General features: G+C 40.8%; 18 protein-coding genes. 8 read left to right on the top strand and 10 right to left on the bottom strand.

Annotation, left to right across the window (positions count from 1 at the left end):
- Positions 1 to 378 precede the first annotated feature (378 nt).
- The 7 genes from AC57BQ_RS25510 (at position 379) to AC57BQ_RS25540 (ending at position 9,541) form a co-directional block, all read left to right on the top strand.
- Complete coding sequence (locus AC57BQ_RS25510; RefSeq protein ID WP_496408931.1) at positions 379 to 774, top strand: response regulator; 396 nt, start codon at positions 379 to 381, stop codon at positions 772 to 774.
- 199 nt (positions 775 to 973) lie between these two features.
- Positions 974 to 7,144 carry a glycohydrolase toxin TNT-related protein gene (locus AC57BQ_RS25515; protein WP_496408932.1) on the top strand — a complete coding sequence of 2,057 codons (6,171 nt, stop codon included), beginning with the start codon at positions 974 to 976 and terminating at the stop codon, positions 7,142 to 7,144.
- Positions 7,145 to 7,147: 3 nt separating this feature from the next.
- Entirely contained in the window at positions 7,148 to 7,384 is a 237-nt protein-coding gene (locus tag AC57BQ_RS25520) for a hypothetical protein (protein WP_496408933.1), read from the top strand.
- 260 nt (positions 7,385 to 7,644) lie between these two features.
- A complete protein-coding gene (locus AC57BQ_RS25525; RefSeq protein WP_496408934.1) occupies positions 7,645 to 7,959 on the top strand; it encodes a hypothetical protein in 315 nt (104 codons plus the stop codon).
- Between the two features lie 2 nt (positions 7,960 to 7,961).
- Positions 7,962 to 8,198, top strand: a complete 237-nt coding sequence (locus AC57BQ_RS25530) for a hypothetical protein (protein ID WP_496408935.1) — start codon at positions 7,962 to 7,964, stop codon at positions 8,196 to 8,198.
- A gap of 9 nt (positions 8,199 to 8,207) precedes the next feature.
- A complete protein-coding gene (locus tag AC57BQ_RS25535) occupies positions 8,208 to 9,053 on the top strand; it encodes a porin family protein (RefSeq protein ID WP_496408936.1) in 846 nt (281 codons plus the stop codon).
- 2 nt (positions 9,054 to 9,055) lie between these two features.
- Positions 9,056 to 9,541 (top strand): T9SS type A sorting domain-containing protein, encoded by a 486-nt coding sequence (locus tag AC57BQ_RS25540; protein ID WP_496408937.1) that lies wholly within the window; start codon positions 9,056 to 9,058, stop codon positions 9,539 to 9,541.
- A gap of 616 nt (positions 9,542 to 10,157) precedes the next feature.
- Here the strand turns inward: AC57BQ_RS25540 and AC57BQ_RS25545 are convergent.
- On the bottom strand, positions 10,158 to 12,749 hold the full coding sequence (locus AC57BQ_RS25545; protein WP_496408938.1) for a DEAD/DEAH box helicase: 2,592 nt from the start codon (positions 12,747 to 12,749) through the stop codon (positions 10,158 to 10,160).
- Entirely contained in the window at positions 12,736 to 13,680 is a 945-nt protein-coding gene (locus tag AC57BQ_RS25550; protein WP_496408939.1) for a HamA C-terminal domain-containing protein, read from the bottom strand. The genes AC57BQ_RS25545 and AC57BQ_RS25550 overlap by 14 nt, the downstream gene beginning before the upstream one ends.
- Positions 13,681 to 13,804: 124 nt before the next feature.
- On the opposite strand from AC57BQ_RS25550, the gene AC57BQ_RS25555 reads away from it, so the two are divergent.
- Entirely contained in the window at positions 13,805 to 14,716 is a 912-nt protein-coding gene (locus tag AC57BQ_RS25555) for a restriction endonuclease (protein ID WP_496408940.1), read from the top strand.
- A gap of 80 nt (positions 14,717 to 14,796) precedes the next feature.
- Here the strand turns inward: AC57BQ_RS25555 and AC57BQ_RS25560 are convergent, their stop codons facing one another.
- From AC57BQ_RS25560 to arsB, 8 genes are all read right to left on the bottom strand, one after another.
- Positions 14,797 to 16,089: a YecA family protein gene (locus AC57BQ_RS25560; RefSeq protein ID WP_496408941.1), complete on the bottom strand. Its 1,293-nt coding sequence runs from the start codon at positions 16,087 to 16,089 to the stop codon at positions 14,797 to 14,799.
- Between the two features lie 73 nt (positions 16,090 to 16,162).
- A complete protein-coding gene (locus AC57BQ_RS25565; RefSeq protein WP_496408942.1) occupies positions 16,163 to 16,879 on the bottom strand; it encodes a metallophosphoesterase in 717 nt (238 codons plus the stop codon).
- Between the two features lie 400 nt (positions 16,880 to 17,279).
- Positions 17,280 to 17,447, bottom strand: coding sequence for a hypothetical protein (locus AC57BQ_RS25570; RefSeq protein ID WP_496408943.1), 168 nt, complete (start codon positions 17,445 to 17,447; stop codon positions 17,280 to 17,282).
- 88 nt (positions 17,448 to 17,535) lie between these two features.
- Positions 17,536 to 17,706 (bottom strand): hypothetical protein, encoded by a 171-nt coding sequence (locus AC57BQ_RS25575; RefSeq protein WP_496408944.1) that lies wholly within the window; start codon positions 17,704 to 17,706, stop codon positions 17,536 to 17,538.
- A gap of 45 nt (positions 17,707 to 17,751) precedes the next feature.
- Positions 17,752 to 18,291 carry a sigma-70 family RNA polymerase sigma factor gene (locus tag AC57BQ_RS25580; protein WP_496408945.1) on the bottom strand — a complete coding sequence of 180 codons (540 nt, stop codon included), beginning with the start codon at positions 18,289 to 18,291 and terminating at the stop codon, positions 17,752 to 17,754.
- A gap of 1 nt (position 18,292) precedes the next feature.
- Positions 18,293 to 18,988 carry a metallophosphoesterase family protein gene (locus AC57BQ_RS25585; protein WP_496408946.1) on the bottom strand — a complete coding sequence of 232 codons (696 nt, stop codon included), beginning with the start codon at positions 18,986 to 18,988 and terminating at the stop codon, positions 18,293 to 18,295.
- Positions 18,988 to 19,758, bottom strand: coding sequence for a metallophosphoesterase family protein (locus AC57BQ_RS25590; RefSeq protein ID WP_496408947.1), 771 nt, complete (start codon positions 19,756 to 19,758; stop codon positions 18,988 to 18,990). The genes AC57BQ_RS25585 and AC57BQ_RS25590 overlap by 1 nt, the downstream gene beginning before the upstream one ends.
- A complete protein-coding gene (gene arsB, locus AC57BQ_RS25595; protein ID WP_496407779.1) occupies positions 19,758 to 20,849 on the bottom strand; it encodes an ACR3 family arsenite efflux transporter in 1,092 nt (363 codons plus the stop codon). The genes AC57BQ_RS25590 and arsB overlap by 1 nt, the downstream gene beginning before the upstream one ends.
- Positions 20,850 to 20,867: the final 18 nt, after the last annotated feature.

The following is a 20,867-nucleotide window of genomic DNA, read 5'->3' on the forward strand; positions in this document are numbered from 1 at the left end:
ATCGGAATAATGGCTGAAGCGCACTAAGGCGTAGTTGAACATCTACAGAAAAAAATCCCGTCTATTAACGGTGGTTTTATACTTTTGCGCTGCGTAACATTGCAGTTAAGTTTCTCTAATGCGTTCTGACGCTCGGAGGAATTGACGTAATCATATTAGCGTTTAGCTAAACGAGGCTGTAGTTGAAATCCTTGCAATTTTTCAAAAAAGTACACAGCCAAGTAAATGCTAAACGCCTGCGGCCTCGCCGTGGGCGTTAGTGTTGCTTGTGTACTGGTCTTGCAAGGGCCTCAACTACGGTAGCATGAAGCCTGCGGCGAGGCCGACCTATTTTCATGTTCATCCTCTTTTAGCAAACGTGCTTATAAAAACAAGCACATGAATACTGCAAACGTTTACTCAATTGCAATTGCGGACGATCATAAAGAAGTCCGCGAAGGAATTGCATCCTTGTTAAAGCAAATGGACTATGAAATTATCATTGCCGCTCCCAATGGCAAAGAATTAATAGAAAGCATACGCCATTGCAAAGCCCCACCAGAAATTTGTATAGTAGATATGACAATGCCAATTATGGGTGGGCTCGTGACTATTGCGGCCCTGAAAAATGAATGGCCGCAGATGATCGTCATTGCAAGTTCAGCTTCCGCCAAACCGCATAATATGGACACGTTGAAAAAAGCTGGTGCCAACCATTTCTACCAGAAAGGCGCACCACTCAAAAAATTGATTAATTTATTTTCCACGTCTGAATTCAGCGTGGTCATACCGTGAAAAATACCCCCCATTGAATTTTAATAATCAACGGTATGCATCTAAAATAAATGTACTTTCGCACACTATTTCCCCCATAGATAGATCCACCTCTAGCCCTCCAACATCGTAAGGTTGATAGTTTCTTTCGTTTACCAGCGAGTAAATTGATAAACCCCGTCAATTGATTTACTAATCTGAAAACAACCTTTTAAATTTCATGAAAAAGAAATTTTTCGATGCCCGTTATGGGTACTGGGCTATTATGCTTTGCTCTTTGCTGATCGTACAACCGGCATTGCGTTCAAATGCACAAACCGTGAGCTATGGACAGCTCTACAATAATTCAAACTTCGTAAAGAATATTGACCTTTCAAGACCTGTCGGTATTACAGAAGGCGGTATTAACAGCACAGCTTCCGGCGCTGTCAACTATTCTATTCCGATTAAAATACCTGTAGGTACCGGCCATATGGTACCGAGCCTTGCATTGGTATATAATTCCCAGGGCGATAATGGCATCGCAGGTATGGGCTGGGATATCAGCGGTCTTTCGGCCATCTCCCGGACGGCCAGTAATTGCCATTTTGAAAACAGGGCATCGCCGCTCAATTTCAATATTCTTGACCCATTCTCTTTCAATGGTACAAGAATGATCCCGCTCAGTGGGGCGAACGGAGCCAATGGGACAACCTATGGAATGGAGATCGAAAGCTACAGCGCTATCCAGTCTTTCGGCGGCATCGGGTCTGGCCCGGAATGGTTCCAAATGACCTCTAAAGAAGGTATTACCTATGAATTCGGTAACACTAAAGATTCCAGGGTTATCAATGATAACAACACAGAAGTGCTTTCCTGGCGGGTCAACAGGATACACGACAATTATGGCAATTATGTTGATTTCATCTATGATAACGGACAACGGGATTTTCGCATAAGCGAAATCCGGTACACCGGGAATTACAACACCGGCCTTCAACCCTACAATTCTGTAAAGTTCTATTACCTGCAGCGTAGCGACCAGAATACACAGTATGAAAAGGGGACGACACTTAACTACAATTACCTGCTGGATAAAATTGTAATCACAGCCGAAGGTCAGCAGGCATTCAAGACGTACCAGTGCAGGTATGGTTATGACAATATTTATTCCTTCCTTACAGAGATAGAAGAGACCGGCGCGGATGGTACCAAACTGAACCCCACCATCTTCAAATATGGGGAACAGCCGGATGATATGACAATCGATAATACCGGGATTGCCCTTAACTGGCAGGATCGTTTTTCCGGTGACTTTGATGGCGACGGCTACGGCGATGTGATATTTGCTAAAAGGAGCAGCACAGCCAGCGGTCTCTATGGTTTAAGTTACCATGATCAGTATGATGTCTATAAGGGCAGTAGTAACAACACCAACCTGCAACCGTACAGTACGACTAATATTGGCAATTCGCAAACAATAGCCCTAGTTAATTCCAGCGGAAGGAACATATTGCCCAAAAGCCCTGCGAGCTTTTTTTCAGCGGATTATAATGCAGATGGAAAGGATGATATACTCCGGGCTGAATTCATCAATTCCAATGGAACAATCATATATACCGGTGTTGCACAATCCCTGAGTAACGGTAATGGCAGCTATACGGATGTAAGTATGCCGCTGCCACAGGTGAATGGCAATGGCGGCAGCTACACTATACCGCTCAATGGCGAGTACGTGCTGAACGGTGATTTCAACGGTGATAAGATAGCCGATTTCCTGTGCCTCGGCATCAATAACACCAGTGCCTACATGTTCATGGGCAATAAATACCCACCTGGTACAGGCCTGATACAAGTACAATTTTTAGGTGCGACCGGAAGCTTAAACGATATATCTGATGCAGACCAGGTAATTGTATCGGATTTTGACGGCGATGGCCGAAGCGATATCATGGCTGTAAAGAATAACCAGGCCGGAATCTACGGCCTGACGGATAATTTTAATTCCGGCTCCTATACCGTTTTACAGCTGAAATCGACGCTTAGTTACCCGCAAAAGAACGATGATATTTATACAGGCGATTTTAACGGCGATGGAAAAACCGACATCATCACACGGGACCGTATAAATAGCTATTGGCAGATCGGTTATGCCAATGGCTGGGGATTTACCGGCAGCTCATTTACCTTGTCCAGTCTCACGACTTATCCCTATGAAGAGCAACGGCAATTTGAATACAAGAAAACCAAGATCGTAGTCAGTGATAAAATAATCATCGGTGACTTTAATGGGGACGGAAAGAGTGACATCCTGCATGTCGTGCCTTATATGAACGGCACCACGCCGCGCAGCCACATTTTCCGGTACACCAGCCGGGGCAATAGCTTTTACCAGGCTACTTACGATTATAGCGGCTGGTTTTCGAATACCGACGGCACCATGACCTTTGATATGAATGGTGATGGCCGGACAGATATATTAACATCCAATGAGAATTTCCAGGCAAACGTTATCAGCTTTGGTGCGAACGGTACAGAAAGATTGCTGGAAAAGGTAAATAATGGCTTTAATTATACCACAACGATCAGCTATGATTTTTTAAATAAATCCAGTAGCTACAACACCAATACGAACCTGCAAGCCGGTCCTTATCTCCGCAGTGGTGTTCGCCTGCCTGTCATGGTAGTGGACAAAATCTCACAACCAGATGGAACAGGTGGCGTCAGTGAGCTGCAGTTCCAATATCAAAGTGCAGTATTTCATGGGACGGGTAAAGGGTTCCTGGGCTTTGAGAAAACTACTGATATTAATACGTCAACAGGTATAAGGCAGGTATCAGAATACTCCTATAATGTACCGTTCGGGCAATCTTACCTGTCCAAATTTTACTCGGAATCGGCGGTCACCGGTGCCTTGCTGAGCAGCACCGAATCGGTCATTTCTTTTACCAACCTCGGCAATAAACGTTATGCGGCCTTCCCCATCAGTACTAAAGAAATCAACGGGCTTGCCGGTACTTATAAATATACCGCTAACAGCTTCGATAGCTACGGAAACATCACCAAGCAATCCATCGACTTTAACGGCGTCGAACAGAACGAGGTCACTACCAATTATACCGCCAACAGCGGCACGCCAGTCCCCGCTTTGCCCTCAGATATCACAGAAACAAAAACACGCACAGGAGCGCCACCGCTTACGACTAAAACCACTTTTGCCTATAACAACAAGGGTAGCCTTACTTTCAGGAATGAGTATGATGGGCAACTGTTGCCTATAAATCATGCTTACGTACACGACGGATATGGCAATGTTATCGATGAAAGTGTATTCACGCCAAATACTGCCGGTGGCTTCCGCCACAGTTTATTTGTCTTTGACCCCAAGGGCAGGTACCCTATAAAAACCGTCAATCCACTTGGGCAGACGGAAACAGCAACCTTTGATCCTAAATGGGGCAAACCTTTATCAATTACCACAAAAGATGAGCTGACCACTTCATATATATACACCGGTTTTGGCGACCTGGTGGAAACCATTTTGCCGGCAGGATATAGCGGCACCAATGAGCTGGTATGGAGTACCGGGGGCGTACAAAACGCAGTATTCTTAAAACGCACTATCGAGCCGGGCAGGCCAATGAAGATCGTATTTTTCGATTTCCTGCAGAGGGAGATGGAACAAAGAGTATTTGCTTTTAAAGCTAATTTATACCCGCTGCTTTGGTACACGTCACAGTTAACTACCTACGATGGGAAAGGCAATATAGCTACACGGACAAACCGCTATCTCCCCAATGAAACGCCACTTACTACCAGTTACAGTTATGATAACTACAACAGGGTAAGCAGCGAAAGTAATGCAATGGGCATAACCAGTTATGGGTATGGTTATGCTAACGGCGAATTTAGCGCTACCAAAACAAACCCTGCAGGGCAGTCGATCACAATCGTCACCGATGCCACCAACAAAAAGATAGCGATAAAGGACAATGGCGGCACCATAAAATATTCATACGATAGCCACGGGAACTTGCTGGAGACAAAGCATGACGTACTGGTTCTGTCTAAGAACAGTTATGACGTCTATGACCGGCTTACTGCCACATCGGACCTGGATATGGGCACACTTCAATACCAGTATGACGGGTATGGAGAATTGACCACGCAGACAGATGCTAATGGCAATACTTATAAAATGGAGTACGATGTGCTGGGCCGGAAAATAACACGCGCAGGGCCGGAAGGAATTACTAAATATGAGTATAATGGCAGTAATACCGGTGTTCCCGGCATAGCCAACCAGTTGAAAACAGTAACCGGGTTCAATGGTGTAAATGAAGGATTCCAATATGACAATCTTGGAAGAAAGACCCAGCAGACAAAAACCATTGGCGGCATACCGTATGCTACATCGTTTAGCTATGATCAGTACAGCAACCTATCCGGCATTGTTTATCCCTCGGGACTAAAGATCAACAATGAATACGATAACCTGGGTAACCTAAAGACCGTAGCGACAGATGGCGGTACAATGCTTTTTACCGCTGGTGACATGAATGGCCTGGGGCAATACACAAAATACACTACAGGAAACGGTCTTTCTACAGAGAATACCTATGTGTACGGCATGCCGGTGCGATACTATACACCGGGGGTTGAGGACCTGCAGCTATACTATAACATCCCCAGCCGCAAAATATTCAAGCGTTATGACGGCATAAAAGATTTGACTGAAACGTTTAGCTATGATAACCTGAACCGGCTTGCGTCCTCTGTTGTAGTGGATGCGAACGGGCAAAGCTATACGCCGGTAAGTCTTATCTACGACAACGTGAATAACCTGAACCTGTCGATGGGTAATATAAAAACCAAGTCGGATGCGGGTGCATATTCTTATAATGGGAGTACCCATGCGGTAGCTAGTATCAGCAGCCCGCAGAACATCAGTTTATTAGAACAGGATGTTGTTTATACGCCTTTCCTAAAAACAGCCAGCGTAAAAGAAGATGCCAGTGAGCTGTACTATACTTATGGGCCAGGTTATGAACGCTGCAAGTCCGAGTTAAAACAGAATGGCATCGATATAGAAAACAGGATATATGCCGGACCGGGCTACGAGACCTTTACCGGCCAGAACAACCAGGATATGAGGATACACTATATCCCCGGCGGCGACGGTATTTGTGCAATCATACTCAAAGACAAAGCAGATAACCAGCAAATATACTATCCCTACAAAGATCATCTTGGTTCAATAGTCGCTTTAACCGATGAAAACGGCGCTGTAATAACCGAGCAGAATTTCGATGCCTGGGGCAGGCTGCGCAATCCTTCTGACTGGACTTACAACAACCTGTCACCTAACCTGCAATTCAAATGGCTGCGCGGCTTCTCCGGCCATGAGATGCTACCGGAATTTGCATTGGTGAATATGAATGGCAGGATGTATGATCCCGTGGTAGGCCGGATGCTCAGCCCGGATAACTATGTCTCCGCTACAGCCGGAACGCAGGGCTTTAATCGATACAGCTATGTAGGGAATGATCCGCTGAATAACATTGACCCTACCGGCAATAATTGGGTATATATAGGCGCTGGCGTGATCGGAGGTGGTATGAACCTGTACAATAACTGGCATAAGGTGCGTACCTGGCAGACAGGACTGGCTTATTTTGCCAGCGGCGCTGCCGGGGGTATCACAACCGTAGCAACAAAGAACATACAGTTAGGGACTTCCATTACGATGGTCGGTAATGTGGCCATCGATGTGGCTACGGGTAACGCACCCAATCCCAAAAAGCCGACCGATATGGTCATGTACATGGCCAAAACCTTCTTCGATGGTTTAGCTGCTGCGGGTGGCGGCCCGTTGTCGGAGGCGATCTTTGACCAGCTATTTGGAAAGTCGGTAGTTTATTCCGGTACTTTAGCCATGAATCATGTCGCTTCGGGTGACGGGGTTATCTATAATGAGCTACAGGGCGATTTTACCATTACCGCCAGCCGAAGTATTGGCGGGGAATCAGCCGCAGGATCTGCGGTAAATAAGGCTGTCATAGCCGAGCAAGAGCAAGTTTCTACCGCACTTGGGCACTATTATCCACCAAATAACGGAGCTTTGGGAGAAGTGACTAAAAAATATTTAATGAAGGGTGATATAATCGATCGGTTTGGAGGGAATACTGGCCGATATTTTTCTCCATCCGGCACTCCAATAGAAATGAGAGCGTTGCCTTATCACGCAGATCCAAATATATATAACGTTTATGAAGTGGTTAAACCTTTTGAAGTAAATTCAAGTACTATCTTACCTGCCTTCGGCAAGACAGGACTTGGCATTCAATATGAATCTCAATTTACTGTTGAATTTTTATTAGACAAAGGAATAATTACGCCATTCAATCCTTAAAAAATGAATAGAGAAGAATTAAAAAATGAATTTGAGAAAATAGGCGTGCCTGCCCGTATGTATTCATTATTTGACGACCTTAATCCTGACACAATTGTACTATTTCACAATTATGCAAAATGGGAAGTTTTCTATTTTAGTGAACGAGGGGTACGCTATGAGGAGAAAGTGTTTTTTTCCGAAGGTGATGCTTGCGAGTACATTTATAATAGATTAAAAAGATATGGAACAAATAAATAGCATGTCGTTTTTTGAAAAAGCACTGTTGTTATTTGTCGCCAATTGAAAACTAAAGATATCCTATATAAACGCTAATACTCCTGTTCCCTTTGGGCTACGCATGGGCAAATAGGAATCATCAATGTCAACCATAATAAATGAGTAGGGAAGAATTAAAAAAAGAATTTGAAAAAATGGGAGTTCCTCCTAGCTTTTATTCGTTATATGGCGATCTTAATTATGGCAATACCATTTAATTCTTCTTTTAAATGTAAAACAGAATGGAACTAAACCAAGCCGTAAAAGAACAGCTTGCACCAATATTTTTCAATCATGGTTTTAAGATAACGCAAGATTTTACGAAATACATAAGTTTTGAATCTGACGTCGTAATTGTCATTATAGCCTTTGACACAAGGGAAAGGAATACTTATTCATCTGTTGTACGAAAAAATTCTAAGGATATCCATATCGAAATGGACGGATGTTTCGTTCAAAAGTTCTTTTTATATGAATGGTCACAATTTATTATTCCTGCAAAAACACAACAAGATTATGTGTATAACCTGAGTGTCCTTTTTAAAGGGGGGGAATAAGTTTGCTTGAAGGTGACCTGGCCCTATTCTTTGAGATAGATGATTACGTCAAAAGCTTGCAAACAAGCGATTATCATAACCAAATGATGCATAGTCAAAAACTTAAAGCGGCCGATCATGCCTGGGAAAAACAAGACTATGAAGAATTCCTAAAGCAACTCGATATCCTTAACGTAGGCACACTTCCTGGTTCTTATAAGCTAAAACAAAACATTGCTATTAAAAAATTAAATAAATAGAAACATCCTATGAAAAAACTACTGCTTATGTTCCTGTTTGCACCCTGCCTTGCACAGGGGCAATCCGGTGTCTTCTTCGGCATTACCAATGGTTTTAATAAAGTCTCCTTGCAGAATAAAGATGATAGAAAGGCGGACAATGAACTGGACCTGAAAAGTACATTTAAGTACAGTGGAGGTATTGTTGGTGGTTACCATTTTAAAAGACAATCAGGACTTACTGCAATTTCATTAGGTGTTCAGTACACTCAAATGGGACAAAAATATGCAGGTGATCGTGGACCAGATGATGATTTCCCTAAACTGGAAGGATACTCAAACCTTAATTATTTGAAGATTCCATTAGATATTAAGTTTTCGATTAAATCATCCAGCAATCTCCAACCCTACTTCTCAACTGGATTATACTTCGCCTACCTGATGCAGTATAAAGAATATTATTTGGGAAAAGGCGCAACCAAAAATGAAACGTTGATCATTGAAGATAAATCATACACTTCAAATTATTTAACAACTGTGCTGTATCATGGAACGCTTAGCGAAGGGATTTATCATAGGCTTGATTTTGGTGGCCGGATTGGATTAGGAGCTGAATACTTCATTAATGACCGTTGGTCACTGGATGCTGCGGTACGAATGGATTACGGCTTTATAAATCCCGAAAATCACAAGGAAGATATCGACTTGACTTTTGATCCGGACGTAATAATGTTTAACCCTCATGCCAAATTATCCTATTGGTCAGATTTAGAATCAAAATATAATTATGGTAACAACGGCATTGCCAAGCGCTCTACCACACATAATATGAGCCTGGGCTTTTTTCTCACAATTAATCACTACCTCAAATCTTAACAATGAAATTATTGCTTATAATAATCGTGACGCTCATTTGCTCTGCGACAATTACTGTGGCGCAAAACCTTCCGCAACCCGGTGGTGGTTGTTCTATAAAGTTTAATTATGATAATGCCGGCAATCGTGTAAAGAGATATTATGACTGCACTGATCCTATTGGGCCTAACGGGACGGATACGGTTAACGGAGACACCGGCCCGGTTATAATTGGCCAACGTGTGGCAAAGAATGAAAGCATACATGGTGGAGATATCAACGTTAGCATTTTTCCCAATCCAACAACCGAGAAATTCACCGTTGCTATTAGCCAGGTCAACATCAATAGTTTACTGCGGCTATATGATGCGGGCGGCAGATTAGTACAGGAATGGAAAATGAATAATGCAGAACAAATATTTGATATCGGGAACCTGGCTTCAGGGGTTTATCAGCTTACTGTTTCTATTGAGGAAAAAAATTACATTTTCAAAATAGTCAAACGTTAAATGACGATTATGAAAAAAATATAAAAGAGGCCGTAAATGATACGGCCTCTTTTATTAATCTGATTATGGTTTCAGAGTAAGGACTGGGTTGGCCGTTCAGCGGCGCGGAGCTGGTTTGGTACTTACCTGTATACAATTGATTTAGAACTATTCAATTAGTGACACTATTTTTGCAGAATGATAGAGCGTTTTAAAACCGTCGTTCCTTTGCATGGAAATAATATCGAGTTCCGATTCGAGCCAATGAACGTATGGAAATTGCAAGTTTTCCAGGTCTATGTAAATTATGAAGGAAAGGAAAAAAGATTTCATATGCAGGTCGACGGAAATAATTCATTCAAGTTTGCGATGACGGAAGCCGTACCTGAACCATATCAGGAGCTCGAGTGCGTTTTAAATGATGCAATATTTTTGAACTGTAGTGAGGTGAAGTCAAAAAGTGATTAAGAAATCTCACGTTGTTTCTTGATACAGCTTTGATATTACTATGTTTGTTATTCATAGGCATCTTCTGCCTATTGTGATAAGGTTTAGGTTGAAGCCCCCGAGCAGCGAGTGTTAGGGGGCTTTATTTCCAGCAGACGCGGTCCATTTGGATTATTATTGGATCTAGAAATTATTCAAAATTCTTTTCATAATCGTCCTGGCAGACACGCGGTAATTCCGATTTTTTCCTTTCCATATTATCGTCTATCCATTTCCGACATTCTGACCTGTCTAAATTATTGTTCCCTATTATACCTCTTAATCTTATGGCCGTTGTTCTTGAAACACCGAATGATAGTAAACTTAATGTTGTAAGATGATATGCCCCAAGTTCCAAATAGGCTGAAAGATTGATCACATTGATCTCCTTTCCTGTACTGATCAAGAAATACTGAAGAATGTCAGTATAGCATTTTAAATATTTGGAGTATTTAAAGGTGACAATGCGTTCGATCTCGTCTACCATAGAACGGACACATTTATTAACAGAAACAAATTTCTTTTCTTTTTTTTCATAAGTTATCCGTTCCTGAATTAAAAATCCGATAGAGTTTTCGTTTATCCATTGCGATGATATAACGGCGAAATGCTTTAATATTTTTTTGTCAGATTCACCTAAAAAAACCTCATCAATAATTTGATAGATCGCCACTAGTGAATCGTAAAACTCTTGACCAGATGCCGGATATTTAGGAAGGAAATAAGTATAAATTCTGGTGTGAAATAATAAAAATAGCTGATTTTGAAATCTTGGATCTATACCAGAATTTTTTCTTAATATTTCTTTAGGCAGTACGTTTTTTGTCACAATTGATTTAATAGATTCATCAATCTTTAGTATGTTATCTAACGAGTTTAACACGATTTGGTTGTCGTTGACAAACCGTTCGACCGTATTGGCATTGTCTTCTAAAAAATCAAGTACAAACGTCGATGCAGCTTGTTCTAAAAGTTCTCTTTCCTTTAACGGGAACACTTCTTTAGCATTTTCCATATAAACTGAGAGGTCGCCACTACGAGTAGTTAGCGAATCTTCGGTTGCGCTCTCTATTGCGTAGTTTTCAATTGACTTTTCGGGTATGTACCCCTCGCCCCCCCATTCACCGACGTCGATACAATAAATGTTTCCATAAAAGTCCTTCAGTAGCCGACCGGCTCTACCCGCCAGGTTCCAAAAATCAAACTTGCCCATTTTCGTACCCTTGCCTTTGGTTGGTTTATGGATGAACACGTTCCTTGCCGGCAAATTCATACCTTCCAAAAGCGTGCTCGTACAGCACAAGTAGTTTACGGGAACACTTTCATCAGCAAACAATTCCTCTATTTTTTCTTTGAGTTCGCGTGGCATTGTTGAATAGTGAAATACAACCCCCTTTTTCAGACAGTCAATTAAGGTATATTCTGCATGAATATTATCCTTGATAAAATCTGAAAATATGCTGATCGCGTCATGTTGGACATCCGGTAAATATTTACATAATTCACTTGCTAACTCTTCAGTATCTGCTGCACCATTCGCATATAAAATATTAGATTGGTTTTTACCAAGATGGAACGCCCAAAAAGCCATCTTAGCTTTGTTGGTTTTCGGACATTGTTTTTGTAGTTGTGATTCTTTTAAGATCGGTATTTGTTCAACGCCTAAACAGGCAAGGAATTCCTGCTTTTTATTAGAATTGAGAAAAATAACATTTTGATGGACCTGGGAATAATTGGTCTGAAATTTTTGAACAGATGCTTTATACTTTTGAAAAAACTCGGGGTTGGACGCAAGCGGAGAAGAAAAAACAACCTTTAGTGACGGAAACCTTTTTATAGTTTGACGTATAACACGTTCCAATATAATCCCTCTATTACCATCATTAATCTTTTGTGCTTCATCTACAATCAGTACATCTAAATTAATATCCAGCTCCTGTTTTGACAACAGATTGCTTAATCTTTCTTGCGTTAAAATTAAAATATGCTTTTCTTGTTTGATTTGGGCATAGATATCTTCAAATTCAAATGAGATGGTTGAAGAGAGCACGCGGACACCATCTATATTGTATCGTCTAAAGCTCTCTCGGATGTCATTCTTTACTTGATTTATCAATGCTTTTGTAGGAACGACATAAACAATATTAACCTGTTCCTTTGTTTTGATTAAATTGATAATATAGAGAATCAACAAGAATGACTTACCCGCCGACGTGGGCGCCGAAAAGCTTGAATCAATTCCCGTGGTCAATGATTCTAACAGCTCACTTTGGAAATCCGTTAATAAAAGCTCCGTCTCACCAATACGCACTTTGTTTTCCACACTCTTACTTGCTGATTCAATTTGTAGATCGAAAGGCATTTCTGAAAATTTCTCAGTGTCGGTCAATGCACATTTTTTCATTAGCAACTGGTGCGCGGGAAAATTACCCAGTCGGACCAGTAAAAAAGAGCAAACATCTATAATTTCGGGATATTCATCTTTATAGTAGATATATAGTAGAGTCCCAATGCTATAACCTATTTGCTTGTATTCGTCTTTAGTGGAACAAGCAAATATTGATGCAGATTTCACCAGGAACTGGATGTCGTCGATCGACAGATTCACTCCAGAAATACCTTGTAAATTTAGACTGTCTAGAATTTCGTTTTGTATAAGCCGATTATAAACTCTAAACTGACCAGATTTACTTATCCGATCTGAGAGAATATCATAAATCGACTCTTGATTATTTTGTTCCATAAAGCAGGTTGAGGAAACTTGTTCTCAAATCATCGATATCTTTGAACGGCATCACAAAAAAGAAAAAACGCTGTCTAATGGTCGGATAAACTATCTTTTTACTCAGGTAGGATTTTATTATCGCTACTTCCGCAGTTAGCTGATTTTTCAATTCTTCCATTAATTTATCATTTGTCAGAGATGCCTCAATTTCTACAAACTTATCCCAGTTAAAACCGATAAAACAAGTATGAACTTCGAGCCAATCATCGCTTTTAGCTTTGGTTGGGTCTAAAAATTCGATGACGGCTTCGCGTAATTCGGCGTCTGCAACATCTATATGATTGCTGATAATTGATATTTCGAAATCCTTTTTCTTTCCTTGAAAATCCAAAACGGATTTCACACAATCCTCAAATGCAGCATCACGTTTTTTGTTGAGTTTTGATTCGCAATAAAAGATGCACTTTTTATCTCCCTGAATGCCTAAATGTATTCCGTCAGAACCTTTAAAGTTTTCCCCTTGTGTAGTCTTTAAAGACATTTTACTAATAATCTGGGGTGCCTTTAAATATGATTCCAATAAAAAATATAAGGCTATTTCTCCGAGTTCGCCTGACCTGCTGGAACCTTTACGGCCATTAGCGGAATCCTTAGCGTTAAAAAACTTGTCTCTTCCTTCAAATACCAAGTCTGTAATTTCGTCAACGGTTTTCCCCTTATACCTTGTTTTAGGGAAGCAATAATAAACCAAATGTTTTCGAAGGGTTTTTAAAAAATCTTTTTCTCGGTTGATACAGTCATGATATTTTATAAAATGAAAACAGGCATCGACCCTATCATTTACTTTAATATCCTCTTGTATGAAGTCGATCAGAGCATTGTAACTATCGTCCGAAACATCAAGTTCACTGTCCGCTAAACTGACCTGCTCAGCTTGGTTTTGAATCATAATCTATTTGATAAGGGTGGCAAAAAACATTATATAAGTTCTAAGTTACAAATTAACTTGTTATCAAATGATTATGCAGTAATTAAGAACTTTATTTTATATTCATCCATACATATAAATCGATATGACATTTAAGGATAGTGATATTAAATTCGAAAAAATTGACTGGAAAGAATTTGAGGAATTGTGTTTTGATTTGTTGCTAAAATATCAATTTCACTCCCTTAATTGGCGAGAGGGAGGCTCTGACAAAGGACGGGATATAGAAGCCGTTCATACAGTAGTGAATCCTTTGATGGGACCGTATTCCGAAAGATGGTTTATTGAATGTAAACATCACGCGAAGGGAATTCCGGTTTCTGAGGTATCTTCAAAAATTGATTGGGCGGTAGCCTCAAGAGTCCAACATTTTCTACTGTTTACTAATAAATATCTATCTCAGGTGACAAGTGATTATTTGGAGCTAAGACAGAAAGAGGTAAACTTTAAAATACATATTATAGATGGCAAAAGTTTTAAGCAAAAACTACTTCCATTTCCAGATCTAATCGTAAAGTATTTTGCGGACGATACAACCGTACTCGTTCAAAACATGTTTAAGCAATGGCTTTTTCATGATCTCTTACCGGACGTTAAAGCCTTATATAAGCTTTCAAAAAATGTCGATCCAAGTAAATTAAATAAGATTGAACTAGTTTTTCTGTGGTTCGCATTTATCATGAGCGACTATGACGAGGATTTGTTGGACAACGATATGGAAGTATTCTCTTATGACTTTTTACTACCTTTTATTGGTAAAGAAGCCACTGATGAGTTTCCAATTCGATACGAAGTAGAAGGAGGGGTGCATCATGTTAAACAAAGTAGTACGGGCTATAAGAATACGAGCATTGAAGACACAGACATTAATATTTTTACACAGGGGCTGGAGTTACCAACGAAGGAATTTTTACAAATTCTGTTTAAAAGAAAAGATCGTCAAGTGTTAACTAAACTGGCTATGAAAAAAGCTGGTAAAAACGGTCGCAAATCATAGTTACACTCGTCCATATGACATCCATTCTACTGCCCTAAGACACTAAAAACATCTTCTGCCAGAAAACATGCGCTCACAGATTAGCTTTCTTCTAAAAGAAGCTGTTTTGAAAAAGCATCCATCTTGTTTTGTTGCGTTTCTATTGCTAAAAATAGTTCGTGCAAATTGTCAAACTCCATCTTCATCGTATATTCTAGTTTCAGCTTAATAAGATTCTTGTATTCACTCAATAGATCGGTAAGTAACTGATGCTTTTGTTTTTTTGATAAAGGCGGCATTAGCGATTCCAGTTTCAGTGTAACTCCGTCTAAGTAGTCGATCTGGGCGTTACAGTCTTCCAAAATTAATAGACGTTTTTTTTCCAAGCTGGTTAGGCCGTTGAACTCTTCCATAGTAAAAACCGGTTTGAGCTCGTACATCATTATTGATTTTATCTTCGATCTCCAATTTTCAACTAAATAATTCAGGACTAAATTCGAATACTGTTGAGAAATTCTCGACAGCAGGAGATTATAAATTTGTTCAAGGTCGATTAAATGCTTCTCTGATATATCTCTATTGTGCGCTTCTTCCCTCCTTATGATATTAAGCTCAACCATCGCGTCTTCGAAAGCTGTCTTCTTATCGAATAGGTGTTTAAAAACACCCCAGTCCGCACTGATGATTTTTTTCAGATCAAGTGTGAATGTGTATTTAATCAGAATATCTCCATCGGAAATTGAAATACCAAATTGGTTAAGATAGGTCCGTTTGACTGGGTCGCCAATTGTTTTATTCAGAGCCAGATCCCACCAAGCGCTTCCAAATTTGTTCTTGTATAAATCATTGATAACATCCCTAAGTGCATTCTCAATATCCGATATAATAGTCTTCGCTCGTGCCAATCTGTAGTCGGGCGTGTTTTCCTGAAACCAAGTTGTCCTTAGCCATTCTATTGAATTTCCACTACTAATAGCTTCTGCTGCTTTTCTTTGAGAAATCGCGTAAAGCAATTCACTACCACTATTATCAAATGCTTTAGCTCCGAAATAACTGATGTTTATGTCTCTATATAGGTCCCCTTTGAACAACCCCGAGAAATAACCCATAATGGATGCCATTTCTCCTTTTATGTCTAGGGCGTGAATATAATCTGAATAAAACTCGCAAAGTATGGTGTCACCACCATTTGCCAGTTTTATGTCTTTAACCCGAATGCTTTTGGCTCCGCCCGGCAAGATATCCATATTCTCTAAGCCGAATTTTACAACACCAAGTAATGAAGGGATAGACAATTGAATAGGTTTTTCTTCAGTATTTTTTTTAACCCCGCAGCATTTTTTAAATTTTAATCCACTTCCACAATGGCACGATTCGTTACGACCCAATTTCATGATTTATTGATATAATAATGAATATAGCAGAAACTTTGGGTCTTTCACTTAAAACTCCACTTTTATGTCAATGTTAATCTGATTGCCAAAATTGTTTAGTATCAATATCCATGATCGTCAATCGTCCGCTTTGTCCTATTCCGGTATCTAAATTCCAGATGTTATAGACGTTCATTGGCTGGTTTGTACCAAACCTTGTTGTGGGAGTATGCCCTATATAAATTTCACGAAATTCAGTTCGTGATTTCAAAACCTGGCCGTTGTTGCTCCGAAGCAGCGCATCAGTCCATAACCCCCTATTCCAATAGAACGTTTCCGCCTGTTGGTTGTGAAATGGTAATTCAGGGTCAAAACCACCGTGCAGGAAGCAACGCTGTTTTTCGTCGATGTAATACGGTATCTGAGTGGCAAAAAAACGTTGATGGGGTTGCGGAATGTCTTCGGCGTTTAGTGCTGTTTTGAACCCATTGCCGGATGCAAAGAAACGCCCGGCCTTTCCGGCATGCTTAAGATAAGAGACAAGCGTCCCTTTGCCGCCAAAGTTCCATAAAACGGGATGAAGTTCCGTCTGAATAAAATCGTGAAACCAGTCATCATGATTTCCTTTTAAACTAATGAGTTTTTTTATTTTCAATAATTCCTCTACACATTCATATGCTTCATCATTGCCGTCAACAATGTCACCTAATTGAATAAGCATGTCATTATCATAATCAAACCCGGCTTTCTCAAAACATTGCCCCATGGCTCTGTGAGCACCATGTATATCCCCCATAACGAACGTTCTCATCTTGTGATCATTTTTTTTTAACTAATGTCCAAAGGATAAAAATTTAGATACGAGAAGCAAGCTTTTTAAGTAAATTTTGAAGGGAGTCCAGCAATTGGAGGTACAAAAGAATACCGTAGATATATCTACAGGTGGTGACCTCCCTTTTTATTTTTAGGGTTCTTTTTTATTTTGGATTCATTAGCTGAACGATTGATTAGTTGATTAACAGCCTTCTCATTTTCAATAGCGGAGCGTAGGTTTTTATTGACTTCTATATTGCCAATAAACGTTAAAAAAGGGATGAGGGGTTCGAGTGTAGCCCCGTTCAGCCCGCACATTAACAAGTCGCTGTAAACCAGCGACTTGTTTTATTATGTGAGTGTCACAATCGAACCCCGGTTTTGCAACTGATTGATGGTTAGGTCTTTTTGATCTCAACGCTACTCTGTTCGCTTTCTTCAAAAGCAATTCTGACTACAATACAAACGATCAGCTTAATAAGGGCGTCGATACCCTGGGATTCGATTTTTGCGAAGGGAACTTTGGAATTGTATCTTTTCTTTGTATAGTAAATCTTTGATTTCATTTTGTTTGCAGTAAGACTGAATAGTAAACCTCAACTAATGGCCATTAAATAGTAAAGCCTTTTACCGTTGGGCAAAAGGCTTTAGAGATTACTTGCAACAGGAACCGCCGCCGCAACAATTAGGTTCTTTTTTGCCCTTGTCGCAACATTGTTCCTTTTGAACAACTGCTTTTGCTTTCTTTCCTTTTTTGATGTTTCCGGCAGTAGCGATGCTGGCTACTGACAAGGCCATAAGGCCAGCCATGAGAAGTTTTTTCATAATACTATTTAACCAAAGACGGAGCAGCTTTAAAAAAGACACAACTCAGCAAGAATGATTTCCCACGATGTTGCCGTAGTTGTCAAACTCATAGTTACAGCATTTCAGGATTGCAGCCTTGAGTTGCTGACGTGCACGTTGTACACGGACTTTGGCAGCAGAAAGACTAATACCCGCCCTTGTTGCCAGTTCCTTGTGGGGCAAGCCTTCAATGTCTGCCAGCAACAATGCCTCACGGTAAATAGGTGCTAATGCTTCGATCATGGGCCGCAGACAGCAGTCAGCCAGCTTTAAGCTGCCGTCCCTGATCTCCGGATCGTGAACGGGCCGGTCAAATTCCATGACTTCATGCAGTTCATATTTCGTATTGTTACGATAATGATTCATCACTTCATGATGTGCCATGCGAAATAAGTATGATGGCAAATTATGTGCCTTTTTAATCAGCTCCACATTGCCGTCAATTTTAAGGTAGAGGTTCTGCAATATATCATGGCATTCCTCTCCGTGATTGACTTTGCCGCATACATATTGCTTCAAACCTTTATCAAACTGTTTCCAGATGTTTAACGTCTCGTTGTGCATATCAGTAAGCTTTGCGCAGGCGGTCGGCAAGTTCGTCCAGCAATGGACTATCTTCAATTGCTTTAGCTGCCCGTTCTACATCGTAAGATATCCTGATAAAGTCTACCTGAATTCCGTCCTTATCATTGACCGAACTATTTTCATTTATAGTTAGCAACACGTAACAGCCAGAGGGATTACCATCTTTGGGCTTGCCGACAGAACCGATATTAATGACATGCTTAAAGCTACCGTCAGCAGCTTTTAATATGCGGTGATAATGTAAATGAGAATGCCCCACACATAAAATATCCGCTCTAGCTTCGTTCATCATATCCAGTACATAAGCTTCATCAGTGTTTTCCAAAACATATTCATTGATGCTGCGGGTACTGCCATGCGCCAATGCCACATCCAGATGGTCATTGTTGAGCTGGTATTCCAGTTTAATGTGTGCAGGCAAAGTGCTTAAATAGTCCCGGTTATCAGGTGAAACTAACTCATAAGCATAACCCGTTACTTTTTGATCATGGTTGCCAGCCAGCGTGGCGATACCCCGCCTACGGATTTCAGCGATGACTTCGTTCGGCCAGATGTTATAACCAATCAGGTCGCCCAGGCAATAAACCGCATCTGGCTTGCGGCTATCCAGGTCTTTTAAAAAAGCTTCAAATGCCGGTAGGTTGGCATGTATATCAGAAAATAGCGCTATCCTCATTATCCGTTCCTTAACATATCCGCATATTCATTCGGCAACGGGCTGTCTTCAACCGCTTTGGCCGCTTTTTCAATATCATAATCAAAACGGATAAATTCCACCTTAATACTGTCTTTGTCCTTGACAGAACTATTTTCATTGATGTGCAATAACACATAGCCGCCACGGGGATCTTTGTCTTTTGGTTTACCAACCGAGCCGATATTGATGGCATGACGGTAATGGGTGTCTTCTGTTATTTCAGTTGGTAAAATGCGGTGATATGGCTGATGGGTATGCCCGAAGCACATGACATCTGCATCAGCTCCTTCCATAATACGCAGCATACTTTTTTCATCCCGGTCTTCAAACAGGTATTCGTTTACTTTACGGGGGCTGCCGTGTACAAAAAGCACGTTTAGCTTATCGTTATTTAATTGGAACTCTAAACGGATATGAGCGGGAAGCGTACGGAGATAAGCTCTTTGCTCATCTTTAACCACTTCATTGGTGTAGGCAATGGATACTTTGCCCATCCCTTTTTCTTCGTCTGTTTTGTATGCGCAGCCACAATCATCACTACGACGTCCTATACCAAAATCATAGTTTCCGGTGATACAGGGGATGCCCCGTTTACGGATCTCATCGATGACCTCATTCGGCCAGATATTATAACCTACAAGGTCACCCAGGCAATAAATGGCATCGGGCTTTTGGGTTTCTACATCAGCGAAGAAAGCCTCCAGTGCCGGTAAGTTGGCGTGTATATCAGAAAAAAGAGCAATCTTCATTATTGTATAGTAGTTAGTGTTTTAGTTTTAGAAGTATAATATTTTTTACGGAAATAGAAAGCGAGGTTAACTAAAGCGATCAGCGCGGGCACTTCCACCAATGGGCCTATAACCCCGGCAAAAGCTTCACCTGAATTGATACCAAAAACACCAATGGCTACAGCAATAGCTAATTCAAAATTGTTACCTGTAGCGGTGAATGCGATAGATGTACTTTTGGAATAATCCGCCCCAAAAGATTTGCCGATAAAAAAGCTCAGCACGAACATGATAGTAAAGTAGATCACCAGTGGTATTGCGATACGTAATACATCAAAAGGTATCTGAACGATTAAGTTGCCTTTCAAACTGAACATGACTACGATAGTAAATAAGAGGGCTATCAGGGTGATCGGAGATATAAACGGTACGTATTTCGTTTGGAACCATTCTTCCCCCTTAATTTTTATAAGCGCATATCGGCTGATGACACCGGCGGCAAACGGGATACCTAAGTAAATACCTACGCTCTTGGCTATCTCCCCAATAGTAATATTAACTGCTAAACCTTTCAATCCGAACAAAGGCGGTAACACCGTAATAAATACATAGGCATACACACTATATAGCAGTACCTGGAAGATACTATTCAAGGCGATCAGACCGGCTGCATACTCGCGGTTACCTTCAGCCAATTCGTTCCATACCACCACCATCGCAATACAGCGAGCCAGGCCAATCAGGATCAGTCCAACCATGTAAGCAGGATGGTCGCGCAATAAGGTTATTGCCAGTACAAACATGAGTATAGGGCCAACGATCCAGTTTAAGATCAGGGATGCACTTAATACTTTAGTATCCTTGAACACCTCACCCATGTTCTCATATTTCACTTTGGCTAACGGCGGGTACATCATTAAGATCAGACCGATAGCAAGCGGTATATTGGTTGTTCCGCTGGAAAAAGAATTGATGAACCCTGATGACGAGGGAATAAAGTAACCGATACCGACACCTATGGCCATTGCTAAAAATATCCATAGAGTTAGGTACCGGTCAAGAAAACTAAGTTTTTTTCGTTCGGCCACCGGGGCACAGTTGTTTGCTGACATATTGGAAGTTCGTGTTTT

Source organism: Mucilaginibacter sp. BGA-UO-ETr-C110 (genome assembly GCF_059567985.1).